This is a genomic window from Paenibacillus hemerocallicola (genome assembly GCF_006265175.1).
Taxonomy (GTDB): domain Bacteria; phylum Bacillota; class Bacilli; order Paenibacillales; family NBRC-103111; genus Paenibacillus_AB; species Paenibacillus_AB hemerocallicola.
This window is the reverse complement of the sequence record NZ_VDCQ01000005.1, coordinates 208,052-227,447: the sequence shown is the minus strand read 5'-3', so window position 1 is coordinate 227,447 and position 19,396 is coordinate 208,052. Positions and strand designations below refer to the sequence as shown.

The following is a 19,396-nucleotide window of genomic DNA, read 5'->3' as shown; positions in this document are numbered from 1 at the left end:
TTTAAGATTTTAGCGGTTACAACACGATTGTAAAGTCAACCGCTTCGCTTTCCGCACCTTTCCCCCACCTCTTTTTGTATGACAATTCTCTCTTTTTGACTTTTTCAACAACCAGATGTTTACATCTAATTCGAATTGCCCATCGTCTTGTTGAAGGTTCGGCAATGCCCCTCTTGTGTGAGCGTATCCGGGCGAAGCACTCAGCCTTGCTCCACTTCCGGGGGACCTAATAATAGTCCTGGTTCGTTACCGTCTCGAGCTTTTTCGTTTCCCCGAAAATCGATTCGGCCATTCTTACCGCCTTTAGCATGCCCATCGCTTTATTGACCGTTTCGTTAAATTCCATTTCCGGCACGGAATCCCATACGATCCCCGCCCCGGCTTGCACGTAAGCTTTGCCGTGCTTGAAAATGAGCGTGCGGATCGTAATGCACGTATTCAGATTGCCGGAGAAGCCGAGATAGCCGATCGCGCCGGCGTAAGCTCCCCTCGCCTCGTTTTCCAAGTCCGCGATAATTTCCATCGCCCGCAGCTTCGGAGCTCCGGATACGGTACCCGCCGGCAAGCAGGAAATGAAGGCGTCGAAGAAGTCTTTGTCCTCCCGCAGCTTGCCGGATACGTTCGAGACGATATGCATGACGTGAGAATACCGTTCGATTTCCATGAACATATCGCATTTCACGGTGCCGAATTCGGCCACCCTGCCGATATCGTTGCGGCCGAGGTCGACCAGCATCAAGTGCTCCGCCCGTTCCTTCTCGTCGGAGAGCAGCTCCTTCTCCAGCGCCTCGTCCTGCTCGGGCGTTTTCCCTCTGGGGCGCGTTCCCGCGATCGGTCGCGTCTCGACCCGCTCGCCGTCCACTTTGACGAGTGCCTCGGGCGAGGTGCCGACAATGACCTCGTCGTCCATTTTCAAATAGTACATGTATGGCGACGGATTCATCGTGCGAAGCACCCGATACACGTATAGAGGATCGATCTCCGTCTCGATATGGAACCGCTGGGAAAGGACGACTTGGAAAATGTCCCCGGCGCGGATGAATTCCTTCGCCTTCTCCACGTTGCCGATATATTGCTCCTTCGTCAAATTGGAATGTACCTCTCCCAATTCGATGTCCGACGGAATCGCATTTTGCTTCGTTTTCTGCGGCACCGGCTGCTGCAGCCGTTCGATCGTGGCGTCTATCTTGATGCAAGCCTGCCGGTACGCTTCGGCGATTTGCGCGTCGGTCGCATGCTTCTCGATATGCACGTTGCCGATGACTTTGATCTGCTGCTTGAAATGGTCGAACACGATGACTTGATCGCAGAACATGAATTCGATGTCGTTCATATTCAAATCGTCATGGCGGTGAGCCGGCAGCTTCTCGTAATATTGCAGCAGATCGTAACCGAAAAATCCGATCGCTCCCCCGGTGAACGGCGGGAAGTCCGGCAGAGCCGGGCTCGAATAGCCTCGCAGCAGCCCTTTCAATATATCAAGCGGCTTTTCTTCCACGACTTGGCGGACGCCGTTCAGCTCGATCTCCATCCGGCCGTGTTTGCCTTTCACCATCAGAAACGGATCCGTACCGATAAACGAATACCGGGCCCATTTGACGCCGCCCTCGACGCTTTCGAGCAGAAAGGCGCGTTGCTCTTCGTAAAAATGCTGGAATACGCGGATCGGCGTCTCCGTATCGGCCATCAGGTGGCGAACGACCGGGATCAGGTTGTGCGTTTTGGCGAGACGAATCACTTCATTCAGCTCGGGCGTATACATCGTCTTCATCTCCTTGGCGGCTAAGAGCCTGTAAAATGCAAAAAACCTCTACACGGGGTAGAGGTTGAGTACGTTCTGATCGCAGAACCAGGCAAATGCTCATACAACGGAAGCAACCGGAAAGAGGATTCGGTATTGCAAGCACACTACGCATGCTTAGCCGAAATCGACGAAATCCCGATTATCTTGGAACGAAACGGACGCTATCGCGCCAACCGTCGCCTGTTACCCGCTGCACTGAACTCCGAAACGCACTACCGGTCTGCGGCTGCGCTTCGCTGCCTTACACTCTACTCTGCTCGACTCGCTCAAAACTCTACTCTGCTCTCGACATGCTCTTGCTTTGTTAACACTATACTACAATCATGCGCCCGGGTCAAACGGTTTTGGTTCGGACTGCTGTCGTGTCGTACCTTCCGGATGCTCCAGATTAAGCACGAATCCATCCTTCGTTTGCTTCCATTCCACTCTAATGACGCCATATGGCGTCGGAATCCGGCCTTCCGCCTGATGAAAGACCGATATCACCGGCTCGATCCGGAATACTCGGAATCCGGGCTCAACCGGCTTGACTCCCAAAATGTAGGCATAATAAAAATAAACGGGAATGGCCGACCACCCGTGGCACAAGCTTCCGGCCTGCCCGAACGCCTCGGCTCCCTCCTTCGTCTCCCAGAAGCTTGTCGCCCCGCTATACAGCATATGCCCCCAATCGTCCGCAATCGCATCGAACACCATTTGGCCGTACGCTTCCGGCTCGTCAAGCAAAGCTTTGAATTTGAATAAAGCATAGCTTAGCGTAACCGGCACCAATCCGTTGTCTCGACCGGACAACCTTTTCCTTAACGGGGCCGCCAGCGGCTCCGGACAAGCTCGGGCGCATAAGGCCAGCGATTGGGTCAATTCCGCATAATGCTCGCCTTCGGTTCCCCCCAGATACGTGCGATAAGCGCGGGCGGCGGAATCCCAAAATGCTTCGTGTATCGCGGCTTTCACTCCATCCGCGGTTTCTTGATAGTGCCGGGCTGCCATACGGTTCCCGCAAGCGTGCGCCATTCTGCCCGCAGCCTCCAAAGCCATTACGAAGAACAGATTAAGCGGCGCGTCGAATCTCGTGCCTTGCAGCCCTTTGTAGTCTGGCGCAGTCGCGCTCGCTCCGTTAAGGCCGCGTTCCCAATCGTAGAAATTCCAATAGCTTGAGCTGCCGGGAGTCAGCAGCAAACCGTTCCGTATGTTGCCCATATGCTTTTCCATCATCCGAATTACGGTTCCGATCATCACTCCTGCCTGCCCGATATCGCCGCTGTACAGCAAATGCTCCTCCAATTGAACGATCCATATGAAGCTGAACGAAGGGATGGTGAACGGACTCCTCGCCGGAGCGGTCAGCTCCAAAAAGCCGTCCTCTTTAAGCCCTTCGCCGAAAAGCCGATTCGATGCGGCCGGAAAATCGTATTCGCCGAAGCAGTAATACCCGCACAATGCCTGATTTCTGGAATCCATGGCGTATAGAGCCTGCTCGCGCCATGGCGTATCCTCGTAATGCTCGTGCATGCACAAATGAAGGGTGCGCACGGCCACCTGCTCGATCTTCCGATGGAGCCGGTCCGGGCAGCAAAATTCGCCTTTATTTTGCACCGGATATTCAACTGCCCTCAGACCGGCATAGTAAAGCACGAACTTTTCCGTAACGCCGCTGATATGAAGCTGCAGATAGCGACCTGCCCATCGTTTCATATAATGGGTAAAGGTTTGCCGTCCTTTGCCGCAACGGTAACGGGTTGCGAAATGCTTGCCGCGGACCGACGCGCGGACCCGCAGATCGTCCAGATGCTCGCCATGGGCGATATCGAGAACAACACCTTCCTCCGCATCCAGCTCCAGCTCCAGAAAACCGCACTCCTCCCGCTTCATATCCAAAACGAGGTAAACGCCGCCGTTTTCATGAAACATTCCCGGTCTGATCGATAGTCCTTCCGACGAAGGAAGCGACAACGAACCGCCGACTTCGAATAGGGACCTGGACAGCCGATGGGACAAATAATCGCACTGCATCAATTCCGCCACGATGGCATCCGCTCCTGCGTTTTGTCTCTCATACACTCCCTGGGTCGTCACATGGGACCGGCAACGATTCTTCACATCCAGCTTTCGTATCGGACGCTCATACAAGCTTGGATAGATTGCGTCCGGCGCCGCTACCGTATCGAATCGTTTCCACTCCCCGGACATCCGGTATCCCGATTCGATCCAGCGATCGTTGTGCGCCGCATCGTACTCGAACGTAAAGCCCAATTGGGCCGTGCTCATCGGCATTTGCCCGGAAGTATATGCGGGCGATTGCCGGTAACTGGCATCGCTGCCGCTTCTTATCGTCATTTCTTCCGTTTCCAGCGCATAGATCAGACCGGGTCGGCCCTTTATATACTGAAAGCTGTTAACCCCTTGATAATACGCCAAGATGCATAGCACATTCTCCCCCTGTTGGAGCAGATGTCCGATCGGCAATCCATCGTAAGCTTTATGATCCGGAAAGTCGTCATACTGCCCGCTATCCGCAAACCTTCCGTTGATCCATACCGCGTATTCCGAATCTGCCGAAATATATAGCTGCGCATGCTCCGATGCATTCGACAACGTGAACTCATGACGGAACTCTACATATTGGTTGACATTGTCGCACCCTCCGTCGCTCCATATCCAGACCGACTTTTCTAACGGATTCATAGTCGAACTACCCCCATTTTCCACCATTGCCTTCCATTCGGAAGGGGCAGGATAATCCTGCCCCCACCGCTTGCCCGATCCATTCAATCGTTGGCGATTTCTCCGACATACAGATCGTCAAACCAAGCGGTACCGTTCACTTCCGTGTCGGACATCAGATAAACTTGCAAATACTTGGCTGTCGAAGCCGGCGTTACCTCCAGCTCGTAGTACGTCCACTCCGAGCCGGGCACAATCGCCTTCCACGTGTAGCCGATCGTGGACGAACCGTTCTCCCTGACCTGCCTCAACCCTATTGAGACATTGCCCGCGGAAGAGCCGTTCTTGACCCATCCTTTCAATACATGCTTGACTCCGGAGTCGATGGCGAGAAGATCGGAATTGATGACATTCCAGGCATTCGCCGCATCGGGCAGCAAGGAAACCGCATATACACCGCCATATACGGCATCCTGTACCCAGGCTCCTTTGCGCATCAACCAACCGGCCGGCCCCGTTCCTTGAACGTTAGCCTGCTCGAAGCCCGGATTGCTCAGCACATTTTTATCGACATGGACCCGGAGCGGCATCGACCGGACGACTTTCCCGTCCGCCTTCACCCGGATCGCCGCCTCGTACACGCCATCGGTAACGCTCATCGGCAAATATACCGTACCGCTTACCGTTGTTTGCTGATTTCCCGGCAAAAGAAATGGAGCGGGCAGCTGAACCGTCATTCCCGATGCCGATGCCGATGCCGATTCGAGCTCGACCTGAACATTCTTCGACACGTTGCTCTCGAGGCGCATTGTAAACGGGTAAACGCCGCCTTTATTCGCTTTTATCTTTTCAGGCTCCGTTGCCGCGTCAAGCAGATCCATATAGGGAGAATCTATAAACGTTTCGACTGAAATCGGGACTCCCGGATAGTCGGAATACTCGAACCCGATAACGACCTTCAAACGATAACTTTTTTGCGATAAAGGCTCCGCGATGCGGAATCCGAACGTCTCGGCAGCGGCTTGACCGCTTCCGAGCGGGGAAATAAGCCGGGTCATCGGCTCCAGAGCGAACGGCACCGGAAACTCCAGCGTTGCCCGAACGTTTTGCAGGGAGGATTCCGCTTCGTTGTGCAAGGAAAAGGACAGCTCATTCCATTCTTCCTGTCCGATCAACGGACCGCCTTCCACATGGAGTTCGCTTTGCGCATACGAGGCAGCAAGCGGACCCGCGTTCTCTCTTATTCGCGCGAGTGCCGTCAACATTTCCTGCTTCGCTGCGCCGCTGCCGTTCTGCTCGGCCCAATCCGACAATTGGTCGACCTTTTTCAAAGAATGAATAGCCGATCGGACGGCGGCATCAGGATCGGGAGCGACGCCATCCAAATTGTTCCGGATCGCGTTCAGCTTGGCTTCAAGCTGGTTCATGCGGGATGTCCATTGTGCGTCCGTGGAAAGCGCCGAAGCTTCGGTCACGATCCCCAATGCTTCCGAAATCATGTCCCTGTACGGGGTAACTCGGTACATGAGAGCTTGCATCGGGCCCAAATCGACGTTCAACTCATCGCTTTGCCCATTCATGACCGAGCGCGAGTCCCCGTGCAGCAATTGGGCGCGATAACCCGTGATGCCAAGCGGTATCGTCATTTGGCGGTTCTCTTCGCTCGTATTGACGGCCGCGACGTACAGAATATGTTCATGCTCCCACACCGCCCAGCGGCCGTCTTCCGTTTCCCCTTGGTCGATCAAACTACCCTCGGTCGCCAACCGGTCGAACAGCTCCAGTTCTTCCCGGAAATCGACCATACCGAGCCACAGCTCGGAATTGCGCAGCTGAAACGTATTTTCGTTGATTGCGTAATAGGCTATGCCCTGCAGACCGTTCAGCATCGATTGATAGGCCGCATTGCGTAGCTCGCCGATCGTCGGCAGGATCGGCCAATTCGGCGGATTGTACATCGCTTGCAAGACGTTCCAAACCGGCTTTCCTCCAGCCGCCTGCTTGGCCAAGGCGGTGCGTTCGCCGACCAAAGAGACCGGTGCGTACGGAATGGTGTACACGTCCGTGACCAAAATATCCGTCGCTTTGGCTGTCGTCGCATAATAAGGCGGCAGCGCTTCGACCATGTATGTCGGGTGCGCTTTATCGATCGAGCGAATCAACCGGTAAGCATCGGCAAGCTCATCCAGCGTTTTGCCGTTTGAGAACGGTTCGTCCATAACCATCCAGGCTAGCACGGCCGGATGAGTTTTGAACCGGGTTACGAATTGCTCGGTAAGCGACGCATTTTCTTTTACCATCATATTGTAGTACAACGGCACCATAACCTTCAGTCCGCTCTGCTCGGCGGCATCAAGCGCGCTCTGCAGCGCATCCGCATTATTCGTTACGATGCCTTGCACGGTATTGATTCCCGCTTCATCGAGATAAGGGTAGTCGGTCGGACGCACATGGTAGGCCGCTACGGGGAAAAACGGCTCCCCATCCACCATCACGGTTCCATCCTCCCGAAGCATCGTAGGACGGTCGAAGCGGTACACCGATTTCGTAACCGTTTCCAAAACCGTACTCGATTCATTCAGAAGACGAACCTCCACCCGGTATGGCTCCTCCTTGACCATCAGCGTCGGATCGAATGGGAAGCTCATCGGCTGCGCGGCATTGGCATGGGCATAAGTCGCAAGGACGACGCCGGTCGACTGACGACTTAGGCTTGCTTCCGCATGCAATTGGTCCAGCGGGACGTCCGGCGAGTAAAAGGCGGCCTCTATCTTGCCCTCTTCCGCATCCGAGTAATAAAAAATTTGGTCGGTCGTCACATCGATCATCGGCCTTTGCTTCGTCAGCACGAAGGAGACGTCGTCAAAATGTACGGTTCCGGCCCCGTACATCCGCAAGTAAAACAGGACAAGTCCAGCCTCCGGCGGTACCGTAAATTGAAACCGGAGATTTTGCCAATCGCCCGTCAAATCGCGGGCCAATATATTTTTCGTCATGTCGTATTGACTTAACCGGTTCGCGGGGGCTCTCGTTTGGCCTTTAAAATATTCGAATTTTACCCCGATTCCGCTGCCGGTTACGCCGGACGACTTCAACCAGACCGATACGTCGTATACCGCACCCGGCTCGATGAGCACATCCTGGGCGATCCAAGGATTCGTGGCCTGATTCGTTTCAATCCTGACGCCACCCGTACCCGAGCGCGCCGCCGCGGGAGTAAGCGAGATATCGGGATTGTTCCAGCCTCCCATCGCCAGCCAAGGAAGAGGCTTCCCTTCGGACGACTGTTCGAAGCTTCCGTTTTGCAGCATATCGTCACCGATCGTGTAGGCCGCTGCCCGCGGTGCTGCCGCTGTCAGCATAAGCAGCTGCAGCAGCAATGCGAACAGGAGTAACATCGCGATAGGTTTCTTTGCAAATATCGATCGCCAATCGGGCCGCCATGAATCGAATCCATTCATTCCAATCCCTCCGTCGTTTCGGAAATGGTCTCGCCGACTATTTTTTGAGCTTCGCGTCGGCTATCGTTTTCTCGGCCTGCTCCTGCGCTTCGCGTAATGCCGTATTCAAGTCCTTCTTCCCTTCCATCACTTGCTGCACATAAGGGGTAAATACTTTCTCCACCGACAGCAGGTACGAATTTTTCGTTACGGCCGGAGCGATCTGGTTGTAATACAACGCACCCCAGTTTTTGTCCTTGAACGGCGTATCCTGGGCGAACGACTTTTTCACCGCATCGCTGGTCAAGACCGGCATATTGCCTTTCTTTGCTTCGGCAATTTGAGCTTCGTCCGATGCCAAATATTTGATGACCTCCATCGCCGCGTCCTTGTTTTTGGCCATCGAGGTAATGCCGAACACGACCGGCATCGATTGCGAACCGACTTTCGGTTTGTCCTTGAAGGTCGGAAGGGCGACCAAATCCCAATTGATCGCATTCATATTCGGAATCGAGAACGGGAAGCTCGAATTGAACACAAACATGCCCAGTATCGGAGTATCGGTAAATTCAAGCCGGTACGGCAGCTTCTTTTTGCTTGTCACAAAATTTTGATAGCTCGGATTTTTCCCCGGCTGCAAAAAATACGTATCGATCAGCTTTTTCCAAGCATCGTCGAGAAATGTCGGCTTTTCCGTCTTCGCATCCACATAAGGAACGGAATATTGATTGTTGCCCAAAATATGTGCCGGAGATGCTGTAAATCCGATATAGGAGGTCCCCCCGTCTTCCCGGTCCAGCTTCTTGGCCAAATCCATCGTTTCATCCCAGCTCATTCCGTCTTTCGGATAAGGCACGCCGAATTTATCGAAAAGCCCCTTGTTGTAATACATGACCTGAATCATGTTGCTGACCGGCAGCGCATACAGCTTGCCGCCGCCCGACGTTTTCAATCCTTCGATCAATTGCGGCTCGAACGCGCCTAGATTGACTCCGTGTTTTTTGGCCAAATCGGTCATGTCGAATTGTAATTTGCCGCTTTCCGCCAATTCGAAGTAATAGGAATCGGTTTGAAATAAAATGTCGACACGCTGCCCGGTCGCGAGGAGGTCCTGCAGCGTGCTGCCCGCTTTGCTCTGGATGTAGTTGATTTTGTAGTCGGGAAATTTCTTGCGTATCCGATCCCCGTAGTTGGCGTCGAAGCTCTCCGCCGTTCCCCCGTTGTTCGTATGAATGACAAGCTCGACCGGTTCGGCGGGTACGTTTTCCTTCTTGCCGCTTCCGCTGTCCGGATCGGCATTCCCTTTCATCTGCCCGCCGCTTCCCGAGCAGCCGGACACAATCCATACAATTCCGGCGATAAATGCCGGCATCCAATAGACGTTCAATTTCTTACGCTTCGTTCCCACTTTTCATTTCCCCCAATTTCCATAATAGAACTGCATTCGTAACGGACAACCCGATCTTGCAACTTCGTGTTCTGCCTTACCTTACCGCTTACATCCCTCCAGCTTCAGAGTGCCGGTTCGGATTGCTACAGTGTTTAGAAATCGATTACCTGTCGGCAGCCTATAAACTGAATCCATGATCACCCCCGGGTTTCTTTCTACGTTCTATCATAATGCCAGGCCAAGGGCAGAGCTTTGCCGCAAAGGTCAAACGTTTTGTCATTTCGGTCAACGCATTTTTTACAGGCCAAGCAACCTCCGGCATTTTCCCGTTCCTGCCTGTTTCAGCAGCTCGAACAGCCGGATTATCGATCGATTCTCCCCCTTTTGTAACGTGGCAAGTATGAAATATAATAAGAACAAATCGGTTTGCTCCTTTGTCGTCCGGGTCGAACATTTTCATTTTTGTCGGGAGGAATCTGGGTGATGCGTCCGAGATACGTTTTGAAGGAAGAACTGACCATTCATAAACTGGTCACGTTTTATTACAGGGAAATGTCCAAACATTTTTATACGGGAGGGGAAAAGCACGACTTCTGGGAATTCATTTATGTCGATAAAGGCGAAGTCGAGTTTTTTACCGATCTGGGGACTTATCACTTGCGACAAGGGGATATCCTGTTCTTCATGCCGAATTTGTTTCACGGCGGCAGAGCCTTGAACAAGACGACCTCCAGTATCATCATCCTGTCGTTCGAGTGCGAGTCGGCCGGTATGTCCGTATTTGAGGGAGAGTGCCGATTCCGGCTGCAGGAGGACGAGTACCGCATTTTATCCTTTATCGTGCAGGAAGGCTTGCAAGCGTTCGACCCGCCCGTCAACTCGCCCAATATATCCGGATGCCCGCACGAGAGCGACGATGCCATGTTCGGCGGAGAGCAGCTCATCCGCAATTATTTGGAGATTTTATTGATTCGACTCATTCGCAGAAGAAAAGCGGAACGGAATGCCAACGGCACCGCTGCATTGGCCGGAGAGAAGCAGGGCGACGAATCGATTGCGAAAATGATCGGCTATTTGCAAAGCCATTTGGACCGGAACTTCACCCTCGATCAGTTATGCGACATATTCGCGATCAGCCGTACGGGACTGAAGATGATATTCAAGGTTCATACCGGCATCGGAGCGATGGAATATTTCAATCGTCTGAAGATCGATCGGGCCAAGCAGCTCATCCGCGAGGAAAACGGCAACTTCTCGGCCATCGCCGAAAGCTTGGGCTACAGCAGCATTCATCATTTCTCCAAGCAGTTCAAACGGATTACGAACATGACTCCGTCCGAGTATGCCAGATCGATTCTCGCTCGCACGCGCAGGATCGGCGGTTGAAACGAAAAAGCCGGCCCCTTGTACCCGATAAGGAGACCGGCTTTCGTAATCGTTCCGAAAATGGATGGAATATGGAAAAATCCTAGTAAACCGTTTTACCGGCTGCTGTTAAAATTTCGTCGCCTCGGACAAATCGGGACGAAGCTTGATCGCATTGTTCAAATAAACGTGCCGAATTTCCTTCTGTGATTTCTCGGTGTTGACGGATACCATAAGCCGTATGCATTTCGGCAAACCGCCGGGAACCGAAATTTCCAGCGCGCACATGAGCGGCACCAGCTCCCACCCTTGCATCTCGCGGATCACTTTGGCCGGAAACGCCGCGTCCAAATCTTGTGTCACCGTTACGAACACGCTCGCGATGTCCTCGGGATAGATGTTGTTGTCGGAGACGATTTGGCCGAGCAGCTCGGCCGTAGCATTCAAAATTTCCGTTTCCTCGTTGCGCTCGACCGTAATGGCCCCGCGTATTCCCCGTACGTACATGTCGGCTTAATCCTCCCTTTTCAAACGCTCAACGACTTCCCTCACCGACTCGATCGATACGGTCTTATTGATCTCGACCTTGCCGATTTCCGTCGGGATGATGAAGACCATGGTACCTTCCAAAAACTTCTTGTCATGCATCATCGCACTCATGATCGCATCCGTATCCATATGCGCGGGTATGCGCACAGGCAGACCGAATTTACGCAATATCCGTTCCGTCTCCACAGCGATCGAACCCGGATTGCCGAGCTTCTCGGACAACCGTGCCGCGCCGACCATCCCGATGGCGATCGCTTCTCCGTGCAGCAGCTCGCCGTAGCCCGCTACCGCCTCGAGGGCATGTCCGATCGTATGGCCCAGATTCAAGATGGCGCGAAGGCCGCCTTCCTTCTCGTCCTCTGACACGACTTTGGCTTTGACGCCGCACCCTATGTAGAGAGCGTGCTCCAATGCCTCCGAATCGAGAGCCAGCAGCCGTTCGGCGTTGGCGTCGCAGTATTCGACGAACCCCCTGTCGAGAATAAATCCTTCCTTTACGAGCTCGGACAGTCCTGCGCGGACTTCCCGTTCCGGCAGCGACTTCAGCGTGGCGATATCGTACAGCACGAATTCGGGCTGATGGAAGGCTCCGATGACGTTTTTCGCCAGCTTGTGGTTGACGGCCACCTTTCCGCCGACGCTGCTGTCGTGAGCCAGTATCGTGGTCGGGATTTGCACGAATCGGACACCGCGCATATAGCTCGCGGCGACAAAACCCGCCAAGTCGCCGACTACGCCGCCGCCCAAAGCGATGACAGCCGAGTTGCGGTCGAGTCCGGCTTCCAAGGCGACAGTAATAATATCCTCCATCACGGCGAGCGACTTCGACTTCTCGCCCGCGGCGACTACGGCAGTCGCAACTCGATAACCTCCGGCCTCCAGCAGCGACTTGACCTGCTCCAAATAAAGCTTGGCGATATTCGTGTCCGATACGAGCAGCAACGGCGACTTCGTTCCGATCTTATGCTTCGCAAGGGTCGTCGCAATGTCGTTCAGCAGACCATCCCCGACATAGATCGGGTACGATCGTTCTCCCAGCTCCACCTTCAGCTCTTTCATATTAGTAACGCCCCACTTGAGCGAGGTAATTGTCGTAGTTGGCGCGAATCTCTTCCATCGAATCTCCGCCGAACTTCTCCATGAACGCTTTGGCGACTTCCCATGCGACGACGCTCTCCATAATGACGCCGGCTGCGGGCACCGCACACGTATCGGAACGCTCCACCTGCGCCGAGAACGGCTGCTTCGTATCGATATCTACGCTTGCGAGCGGTTTGTACAAAGTAGAGATCGGCTTCATGACGCCGCGTACGATGATCGGCTCGCCTGTCGTCATACCGCCCTCGAAGCCTCCCGCGCGGTTCGAGCCGCGGCGGAACCCGCTGTCCTCCGCATACAATATTTCGTCATGGACCTTCGAGCCGCGGCGTTCGGCCGCCTCGAAGCCGATGCCGAATTCGACTCCCTTGAACGCCTGAATCGAAACGACCGCTTGGGCAATCCGTCCGTCCAGCTTGCGGTCCCATTGTACGTGGCTTCCGAGTCCGACCGGAACGCCTTCGACAATGACTTCCACGATACCGCCCAGCGTATCCCCGTCAGCCTTCGCTTGGTCGATCGCCGCGATCATGAGCGCTTCCGCCGCCTTGTCTACGACGCGAACCGGCGACTCCTCGGTGCGAAGGATCAATTCGTCGATCGGCAGCTCTTCGCGCTTCGCCACCGTCTCGCCGATCCGGATCACTTGACCGGCAATCTTGATGCCGAACTGGGCCAGAAACTGGCGGGCAATGGCGCCTACCGCCACGCGCACCGTCGTCTCGCGGGCGCTCGAGCGCTCCAAAATATTGCGCAAATCTTTCTGATTATATTTCAAGCCGCCGTTCAAGTCGGCATGCCCAGGACGCGGACGGTTCACGCGGCGTTTGCCCTCGCTGCCTTCCTCCACATCCTCGATGCTCATGACGGTCGTCCATGCTTTCCAGTCGTTGTTGGCCACTACGAGCGCAACCGGCGCTCCCGTCGTCTTGCCGTGACGCACGCCGCCAACGAGCTGAGCCGTATCCTTCTCGATTTGCATCCGTTTGCCGCGTCCATGACCTTTCTGGCGGCGGGCCAGCTGCTCGTTTATCGGCTCGCCCGTAAGCGGCAAATTGCTAGGCAATCCTTCCACGATCGCGGTCAGCTGCGGTCCGTGCGTTTCTCCTGCTGTCAAATATCTCATAAACGGTTGTCCCCTCTCATCCTGTTCCCCTAACGGCGCCCGGCAATAAGCTTTAGCGCTTTTACGCACCGAATTTCCTTTGCTAATTATAGTATAGCGTCCGGGGTTTGACAAGAAAGAGGGAGCTACAATTGTACGTGCGCGGAAAATGCCGGTGATAGAGAAAGTGTGAAAAAGAGTTGGCGCCGAAGGAACAACCCGAAAACCGCGCCATATTCGAGATCGCTATTTTTTCGCGGCAAACTCCCCGTCGATCGCCTGCTGCACTCTGGTTTGGACGGCCGACAAGCCGACGTCGACGGTTTTCCTGTCGTACAATATATCGTTCATTTCCTCTCTATAGATTAAATTGACTTGCTGAGCCAGCTGTTGCGGCCAGCCTTCGCCGCCCATTACGGTTGTATGCGCATAGAAGGCGTCGAGCTTGCGCCCCTCGAAGGCGAGCATCGTATCTTTTCGCGTCGATAAAAGGTGCGGCTTCGTTTTCGCAAGCTCGGCCGCCATGGCGGTTCCGGTAATTGTCTTGATCACTTCCCATGCGGCAGCCTTATTCGGCGAATCCGCGGCAATCGCGAACGGATCCGATATGAAGATTCCGAATGACGACTGACCAGTCTTGGCCGGATTAACCGGCTCGGTGACGATGTCCCACTTGAAGGAAGGGATCCCCAATCCGGCCGCTTCGGTCATCGTACCGAGCAGACTTGGATTGTAGAAGGCGAGAGCCGCCTCGCCGGATATGAACTTGTTTCGGAGCATAGCCTCGGTTTTGGTTACCGAGCCTTCGTTTTTTTCCGGGGGCAAGTACAATATACCGGATCGATAAGCATCGATTGCGGTGTTAGCTGCCGCCCGGGGGGCGCCGGACGTATAGTTCACGGTCCGCCTGTCTTCGCTGACAAAAGGCGCTCCTACGCCGTCCGCATAAAGAGAAACCATAGTTAACGGCGTCGTAATCGTATAGATCCCGTAATGCTGCTTCCCGTTCTCGTTGCGCACGAACTTTTTGGCCAATTCCATCATGCTCGCCCAACTCATATTATTCGTCGGATAGGCGACTCCAAGGCGATCGAACTTTTCTTTGTTATAGAACGTTGCCGTGGACATAAAGGTGGGCGACAGGTTGGTCAGCTTGCCGTTCCCCATCTGCCTCATTTGTTCCACGGCCAATTCCGTAAACACGTTCATATCGAACGCCTCCTGCTTGATGAGCGACGATAATTCCATCGCTTTCCCGGAATTGCTTAACTCCATGATCAGAGGCCCCCCGCTTAACAGATCGGGCTTCTGTTCCATGATTTTGGCCGAGTCGATAGGCATGGCGAAGCTGTTTGTCACTTGAATGGACGGGATTACCTGGAATTCGATATCCGGCAGAAGCTTCTTTAACGTATCCCCGTAGTCTCTCATAAATTGCTGCTGATTGAAGTACGCGACTTTCAATGTGGTTTTCACTTTTTCCGTCGGCGTTTTCATTGCGGGCTCCGCCGCTTCCTCGGTACAACCCGTGATTGCAAGAATAGAGATCAAGCCGATCACAGCGAATTTTCCGATCGAATTTGGACAATTTTTCATCGTATACCATCAACCTCCGTAAAATAAGCAAATATGGTTCGCTAATCATCAGCAAAAGGAGTTGTGCCAAGTACGCCATGTCATTCCTTTATTTCTTCATCGCAAATTCGTCCTCGACCGTCTGCTCCGCTCTTTTCTGCAAGGACGACCGCCCTTCCGCCACCGTCTTTCTGCCGTAAATGATGTTAGTCAGCTCTTCGGTCCTGAAAACGGATATTAGTTGGGAGAGTTGCGCGGACCAAAGGTTTAGCTGATTGCCGCTTATAGTTTCCAAACCGCCCAGCGCATAGAAAGCGTCCATCTTGCGTCCGTCTACGGTCAGTACGTGATCTTTGCGGGTGGACAGCACATAAGGCTTTGTTTTGACTATTTCGTCAGCCATCTCGGGTCCGGTGATCGTTTTAATTAAATCCCATGCCGTCTCCCCAGTCGGTATCACTTGAATGTCGATTTCAGGTCTGATTTTTTTGAAGGAATCCCCGAACTCTCTCATGAACTGCGATTCGCTAAAATACACAACCTTCAATCTTTTCTTAACCGTCTCGACCGGAACCTTTTATCACCGGCTCGCTTGGCTTGCCTGGACATCCCGTAAGCGCTGCCAAAACAGTTATGCCGGTCAATGAGCTTCTAGCATCCGATGTCGTTTTTGCATCGTTATCCCCCGTTCCTTTCGATATGGTACGCCCCCAATAATCTTGTTCAAGACTAACAACATATACAAATAATGGTATCATATTTGCGCCAAAAACTGTACAATTTGTTCCAAGCGAATCGGAGCCTTTGAACGTCTCTTCAGACCACCGCCACGATCTGCGAAACTCCCCGGAACACAAAAAAGCATGCCCCTCGCGGGACATGCTCTGCGATCATGATCGTTGCATTTGCTTGCGCTTCAGCCGTTGACGGGCTGCGGGTAGATCCGGGACGGCTCGGTCTGCTTCTGATCGTTCACCATGCCCATCACCTGTGCCGAATCGATCCCGAGAATTTGCGCGCACTCCTGGATTGTAATAAATCCGCGCCGGTACGCCATGATGACCTTCCGTTTATCCATAAGGGTAAAACCTCCTGATCGTTCTACGCCTTAGTATAGGAATATATGGAAGCAATTATACATGAGCGATCCGTTTCCGATAAATGAACGTATCCGCCGTCTCGAACTCGTACTGGCCCGGCGAGAAAATTTGCTCCGTGCTGCCGACGAACAGCAAGCCTCCCGGCTTTAGCGCCCGACTGAATTTATGATACAGCAAATGCTTCGCTTCTTCGGTAAAATAAATCATTACGTTGCGGCAGATGATCAGGTCGAATTGGGTGTCGAACGGATCGTGAAGCAGGTTTTGCTTCGAGAACCGGATCTGTTTTTTGAGCGGGTCGACGATCGAGAACGTCATATCTTTTTGGTGGAAATACTTCTTTATATATTTTGCCGGCACGTCGCGCAGGGAACGATCCGGATAAATAGCCCGTCTCGCCTTCTCCAGCGCCCCCTCGTCAATATCGGTCGCGAGCAGCTGCGACGATTCGAGCACCCCCAGCTCGGCCATGATCATGGCCAGCGTGTACGGTTCTTCGCCCGTCGAGCATGCGGCGCTCCAGCATTTGAGCCTGCGCGACGCGCGAGCCATCTCCGGTATGAACTTGCTCTCCAATATTTCCCACCGGTTCGGATTGCGCCAAAATTCAGATACGTTGATCGTCATTCGATCGAGAAACTCGTAGTACAGCTCTTTATCCCGTACCATCGCATCAAAAAAAGCCGAGAAGGATGCAAAGCCTTTCTTCGTGTATAACGTCGTGAGCCTCCGTTTCATTTGCGCTTCCTTGTACTGGGACAAGTCAATCGCCGAATATTGCTTCACTTTCTTAATAAACAAATTAAAATCCTGGTCTTCCACCCTTGTCACCCCTAAGAAGAATATGCGTTTGCATACAAAAATCCCGTATGCAGTTAATTCCATGCATACGGGACTTTTTCCTCCTTCGAAACGCGAACGGTGTCGAAAAAATGTTAAATCCATTTTTGGATCGTCTTCGAATAGTCGAGCAGCTCTTCCGGCTCGAAAAAGATGTTGATTTCCCTGACCGCGTTTTCCGGGGAATCGGAGCCGTGAATAATATTGCGGTTCGTATGTACGGCGAATTCGCCCCGGATCGTTCCCGGTGCCGCCTCGAGCGTATTCGTCTTGCCCATCATCTGTCTGGATAAAGCAATCACCTGATCGCCTTGCCATACCATCGCGAATACGGGACCGGATGTGATGAAGCTCATCAAATCGTCATAGTAAGGCCTGCCGTGATGCTCGGCATAGTGCGCCTCCGCTTTTTCCTTCGAAACCGTCATCAGCTTGCTCGCGATCAGCGTAAATCCTTTGCGCTCGAAACGGCCCACAATTTCTCCGATGAGGCCCCGTTGTACACCGTCCGGCTTGATCATCAAAAACGTTCTCTCCATACTATTACCCCTCCACTCCAGCAAAGTGTATCAACCAGTGTTGGCTGTTTGACCCGAAACCATACGCAGACGATAACCGTCAAGGATTGTATGCGTTCAATAAGAACGGTCGCCTATAAAATGGGCGATATCGACCAAATCTCTCTTGGCCCTTATGTCCGGCAGAACGGACAAAGCGTCGATCGCCCGGTCGATGTAACGGGAGGACAGCTTGTCGGCTTCCTCTATGTAAGGTCCGTTCCGGATCATCTTGAGGAACGGAGTCACATCCGTCTGTCCGTCGGCGATGCGAATGCGCTCGATCTCGGCGAGCAATACGCCGCGGATTTGCGGGTCTTCCAGCGCATAGAGCACCGGCAACGTAATGTTGCCTTGGCGAATGTCGCTGCCGGGAGGCTTTCCCAGTTCTTTCTCGGTTCCCGTCAAATCCAAAATATCGTCGCGGATTTGAAAAGCCATGCCCACATTATAGCCGAAGCGGTACAGCACGTTGTGCACGTCCTCGTCCGCTTCCGAGGCGACAGCACCGAGCTGACAGCTGATCGCGATCAGCAGCGCCGTCTTTCGCTTGATACGAAGCAAATAGTGGCGCAGCGTCTGATCCGTCCGATAAAAATAGCGGATTTGCTCGATTTCCCCGACCGTCAGCTCGACGATGGCCGAAGACAAAATTTGATGAATGCGCGGATCGTTCAGCTGCGCCGCAATGGTAAGCGCTTTGGCAAAAATATAATCGCCGGTATACATGGCGATACGGTTGTCCCATTTCGAACGAACGGTAAGCTGTCCCCTGCGGGTATCCGCATCGTCGATGACATCGTCATGGACGAGCGTCGCCATATGGATCATTTCGAGCGGAACCGCAATATGCTTGATTCTATGCAGGTCGTACCGCCCGAATTGGGCGGAGAGCAGAACGAAGACGGGTCGTATCCGCTTGCCCCCCGCCTTCAACAGATGAAGCGAAGTCTCCTTCAGCATCGAATGATCGGTATGAACGCTCTCCTCCAGCTCCCGCTCGACGTAAGCGATGTCTTTTTTCATACGTGCATAAATATCCAATAGTTTCATTACGTCACCTGGTTACGGAATTATCGGTCCACATATGGAGCGGAGCCGGCTCGGGCAGCAATCCAAGCTCGTTTGCGTAGCGGAAATACAAGCTCAGCCCCCGGCGCTGCGCCGGACCGAAATCATGACTCAAATTGCGGAAATAGCCGCGCCAATAATCCAGCGTTCCGCCGATCACGGCTTGCGCATGACGGACGATCGACTCCGGATTGTTCAAGCCGGCCGCCTTGCTTTGCATAAAAGCTTCGTGCACCGCCGCGACCAGCTCGGGATATTGCCGGATCGTCTCCTTGCGGACGGCCCATACCGCGAACGACATCCACTCTCCCGTATAGTGCTGCCAAAGAGCGCCCATATCGGACACCTCGTACGGAGCGTCGGTCCAGCTGGCACGGATCGCATCGTCGCCGATTAACAACGCGGCGTCCGCATGTTTCATCATTGTATCCAAAGACGGCGCCGCGTACACATAATTTGGAGTTACGCCGACGAATGCTCCGAGTATAATTTTAAGCAAGTTGACCGTGGTAGCCGAAGTCGTCGGCAGCACGACCGTGCAGCCGTCCAGCTCGCGGAGCGGCTTTTTGTGGAACAGCAGAAGTGAACTCACTTTGCCGTAGGCGCTTACGGAAAGCTCGGGAAAAAGCTCGTATCGGTCATGCGACTCCCCATAAGCAAAGGAAGAAATCGCTCCCATATCGACTTCCCCGGCCAGCATCGCCCGGTTTAACCCGGTCGGAACTTGCTCGATCCATTCCAGCTTCGAGCCGAATCTCTCGTGCGGAAAAAAGTGATAGATTGGCCAAACGTTCGTGTAATTGATTTTCCCGATGCGTATTAGCGAATCTTGCTGCAT

At 53.6% G+C, this 19,396-nt stretch carries 15 protein-coding genes; 1 reads left to right on the top strand and 14 read right to left on the bottom strand.

Annotated elements, in window-relative coordinates:
- Window positions 1-226: 226 nt before the first annotated feature.
- From trpE to FE784_RS05775, 4 genes are all read right to left on the bottom strand, one after another.
- Window positions 227-1,762 (bottom strand): anthranilate synthase component I, encoded by a 1,536-nt coding sequence (trpE, locus tag FE784_RS05790; RefSeq protein ID WP_139601178.1) that lies wholly within the window; start codon window positions 1,760-1,762, stop codon window positions 227-229.
- Between the two features lie 363 nt (window positions 1,763-2,125).
- Window positions 2,126-4,489, bottom strand: a complete 2,364-nt coding sequence (locus tag FE784_RS05785) for a family 78 glycoside hydrolase catalytic domain (protein ID WP_176705984.1) — start codon at window positions 4,487-4,489, stop codon at window positions 2,126-2,128.
- Between the two features lie 83 nt (window positions 4,490-4,572).
- A complete protein-coding gene (locus tag FE784_RS05780) occupies window positions 4,573-7,929 on the bottom strand; it encodes a carbohydrate binding domain-containing protein (RefSeq protein ID WP_139601176.1) in 3,357 nt (1,118 codons plus the stop codon).
- Window positions 7,930-7,966: 37 nt separating this feature from the next.
- On the bottom strand, window positions 7,967-9,316 hold the full coding sequence (locus FE784_RS05775; protein WP_139601175.1) for an extracellular solute-binding protein: 1,350 nt from the start codon (window positions 9,314-9,316) through the stop codon (window positions 7,967-7,969).
- 465 nt (window positions 9,317-9,781) lie between these two features.
- Here FE784_RS05775 and FE784_RS05770 point away from each other — a divergent pair, with 465 nt between their 5' ends.
- Window positions 9,782-10,684: a helix-turn-helix domain-containing protein gene (locus FE784_RS05770; protein WP_246131920.1), complete on the top strand. Its 903-nt coding sequence runs from the start codon at window positions 9,782-9,784 to the stop codon at window positions 10,682-10,684.
- Window positions 10,685-10,792: 108 nt separating this feature from the next.
- Here the strand turns inward: FE784_RS05770 and aroH are convergent, their stop codons facing one another.
- From aroH to FE784_RS05725, 10 genes are all read right to left on the bottom strand, one after another.
- Window positions 10,793-11,170: a chorismate mutase gene (gene aroH / locus FE784_RS05765; RefSeq protein ID WP_138878382.1), complete on the bottom strand. Its 378-nt coding sequence runs from the start codon at window positions 11,168-11,170 to the stop codon at window positions 10,793-10,795.
- A 6-nt stretch (window positions 11,171-11,176) separates the two neighbouring features.
- Window positions 11,177-12,271, bottom strand: coding sequence for a 3-dehydroquinate synthase (gene aroB, locus FE784_RS05760; RefSeq protein ID WP_139601173.1), 1,095 nt, complete (start codon window positions 12,269-12,271; stop codon window positions 11,177-11,179).
- Window position 12,272: 1 nt separating this feature from the next.
- Window positions 12,273-13,436: a chorismate synthase gene (gene aroC, locus FE784_RS05755; RefSeq protein ID WP_139601172.1), complete on the bottom strand. Its 1,164-nt coding sequence runs from the start codon at window positions 13,434-13,436 to the stop codon at window positions 12,273-12,275.
- Window positions 13,437-13,661: 225 nt separating this feature from the next.
- Complete coding sequence (locus FE784_RS05750) at window positions 13,662-15,011, bottom strand: ABC transporter substrate-binding protein (protein ID WP_139601171.1); 1,350 nt, start codon at window positions 15,009-15,011, stop codon at window positions 13,662-13,664.
- A gap of 88 nt (window positions 15,012-15,099) precedes the next feature.
- Window positions 15,100-15,504, bottom strand: coding sequence for a hypothetical protein (locus FE784_RS05745; RefSeq protein WP_139601170.1), 405 nt, complete (start codon window positions 15,502-15,504; stop codon window positions 15,100-15,102).
- A 402-nt stretch (window positions 15,505-15,906) separates the two neighbouring features.
- Window positions 15,907-16,068, bottom strand: a complete 162-nt coding sequence (locus FE784_RS40680) for a hypothetical protein (RefSeq protein WP_176705982.1) — start codon at window positions 16,066-16,068, stop codon at window positions 15,907-15,909.
- A 55-nt stretch (window positions 16,069-16,123) separates the two neighbouring features.
- A complete protein-coding gene (locus tag FE784_RS05740; RefSeq protein WP_139601169.1) occupies window positions 16,124-16,912 on the bottom strand; it encodes a CheR family methyltransferase in 789 nt (262 codons plus the stop codon).
- A 113-nt stretch (window positions 16,913-17,025) separates the two neighbouring features.
- A complete protein-coding gene (ndk, locus tag FE784_RS05735; protein WP_139601168.1) occupies window positions 17,026-17,469 on the bottom strand; it encodes a nucleoside-diphosphate kinase in 444 nt (147 codons plus the stop codon).
- A gap of 96 nt (window positions 17,470-17,565) precedes the next feature.
- A complete protein-coding gene (gene hepT / locus FE784_RS05730; RefSeq protein ID WP_139601167.1) occupies window positions 17,566-18,540 on the bottom strand; it encodes a heptaprenyl diphosphate synthase component II in 975 nt (324 codons plus the stop codon).
- Between the two features lie 4 nt (window positions 18,541-18,544).
- Complete coding sequence (locus FE784_RS05725) at window positions 18,545-19,396, bottom strand: menaquinone biosynthetic enzyme MqnA/MqnD family protein (RefSeq protein ID WP_139601166.1); 852 nt, start codon at window positions 19,394-19,396, stop codon at window positions 18,545-18,547.